Origin of the sequence: Pararoseomonas baculiformis, from assembly GCF_017813395.1 — a bacterium.
In the GTDB taxonomy this organism is placed as follows: domain Bacteria; phylum Pseudomonadota; class Alphaproteobacteria; order Acetobacterales; family Acetobacteraceae; genus Roseomonas; species Roseomonas baculiformis.
This window is the reverse complement of the sequence record NZ_JAGIZB010000092.1, coordinates 1-1,882: the sequence shown is the minus strand read 5'-3', so window position 1 is coordinate 1,882 and position 1,882 is coordinate 1. Positions and strand designations below refer to the sequence as shown.

At 66.3% G+C, this 1,882-nt stretch carries 2 pseudogenes; one reads left to right on the top strand and one right to left on the bottom strand.

Going from position 1 to position 1,882, the window contains the following annotated elements:
• A pseudogene (locus J8J14_RS24675) lies at window positions 1-123 on the bottom strand (IS3-like element ISBcen22 family transposase); the annotation flags it as partial.
• Between the two features lie 118 nt (window positions 124-241).
• Here J8J14_RS24675 and J8J14_RS24670 point away from each other — a divergent pair.
• Window positions 242-1,533 (top strand): annotated as a pseudogene (locus tag J8J14_RS24670) (IS110 family RNA-guided transposase).
• Window positions 1,534-1,882 lie beyond the last annotated feature (349 nt).

Here is a 1,882-nt window from a genome sequence, read left to right as displayed (position 1 = left end):
GAGCCGGGCGTTGAAGGTTTCGATGAAGGCGTTGTCCGTCGGTTTGCCAGGCCGTGAGAAGTCGATCCGCGTGCCATGGTGGTAGACCCAGAGATCGACGAGGTGCCCGGTGAACTCCGCGCCATAGCACATCGGGAAGGTTGAACTGGATCGGGGTCTGACCCGGTCAAAGGCGGCCACGACCGGCCTGCGAGCCTCCACAGTGATGGTGTCCAGCCACACGGAAAGGAGCCGACCGGACATGGCCAAGTCACAGCTTACACCCGCTGCCGCAGTCCTTGTCGCCGTCGATGTCGCCAAGCTCCGGAACGAGGTGCTGATCGAGCTGCCTGAGGCCCGGCGGCGCCGCAGGATGACAATAACCAACACCCGCCCCGAGCATGACCGGCTGGTGGCCGAGTTACAGGCCCTGGAGCGCCCTGTCACCATCGGCCTGGAGCCGACGGGGCACTACCACCGCCCGCTCGCCTGGCGCCTGGTCCAGGCCGGCTTCGACGTCCGGCTGATCTCCTCGGTCGCCCTGGCCCGCACGAGGGAGGCGCTCCACAACGGTTGGGACAAGAATGATCCCAAGGACGCCCAGGTCATCCTGCACATGCTCCGGATCGGAGCCGCCAAGCCCTACCACGACCCGCTGGAGCACGGCATCAACGACATTCAGGAGCTGTCGATGACCCACGAGGTGGTCTCCAAGGCCAAAACCGAGGCGCTCCACCGCATCCGGACCCACTACCTGCCCCTCTACTTCCCGAGGTCGACCGCTTCCGGAACAACACCCGGAGCGACTGGTTCTTCGCCTTCCTCGAGCGCTTCCCCGTGCCGGCCAGCATCACCGCCCTCAGCAAGGAGGCCTTCATCGCGGCAGCCTGGGACCTCGTCGGCCGCAAGGTCGCCAAGGCGCGCCTGCTCGGCGACATCTACTACACCGCCCAGAACTCCATCGCCTTGCCGATCCCGCCCGAGGCGCCCGCCATCACCATGTTCCGCCTCGTAATCGCCGAGGCACGGCACCTGATTGCACAGCGCGGCACCATAGAGCCGCTCGCGGGCGAGCTGCTGGGCGAGCATGCCGACTTCCGCCGCCTGCAGCAGGTGCTGGGCATCGGACCGATCAACGCGCTTGCCATCCTGGCCGGGGCGGGTGACCTGCGCCGCTTCGGGCACCATCGCCAGTTCTTGAAGTTCTGCGGCCTCGACCCCGCCACCCACCAGTCCGGGCAGTTCCGTGGCAAGACCAAGCTGTCCAAGCGCGGCAATGCCCGCCTGCGCCGGACACTCTGGATGGCCGCCCAGGTCGCCATCCGCCAGCGGGAGAAGGGCTTCCGCGCCAAGTTCGAGCGCTATGTCGCCACGGACCGGGAGGACCCGGATCTCCGGCGCAAGGCGTTCACCGCCATCACCGCCAAGATGGCCCGCGTGGTGCACGCGATCATCAAGAGCGGTGTCGACTACCGGCCCTTCGTCGAGCGCCCGGTGCCAAGTGGAAGAACCGCTCCCTGTTGGAGCCGCGAGAGCGCATCCGTGACCCTGTAAATAATGTTCAAGTCTTCCACCTGGGTCTACATCTCGTCTCGAGAACGGTGAGGACCGCGGCGGCGCCTGCCCAGGCACCATCGACGGACCCTATGTTTGCTATGGTCGAGAGCTCCCCATCACGGTGGAGGCCACCTGGTTTTGTGTTGCTGCGCATTCCGACGTCAGTGCAAACCGGCGATGGAGACCTGCTGGCCAAAGCGTCCCGCGCCTTCCCGTTCTAGGACGTTGTCTACGAACAGGTTTGCGGCGCCGGTGCTGCTTGCTGCGCAGCGCCAGGCCTTCCTCCCGGTACAGCCGCCACACCAAGCTCTTGCCCACCGCCCAGCCGTCACGCCGCAGCATCACG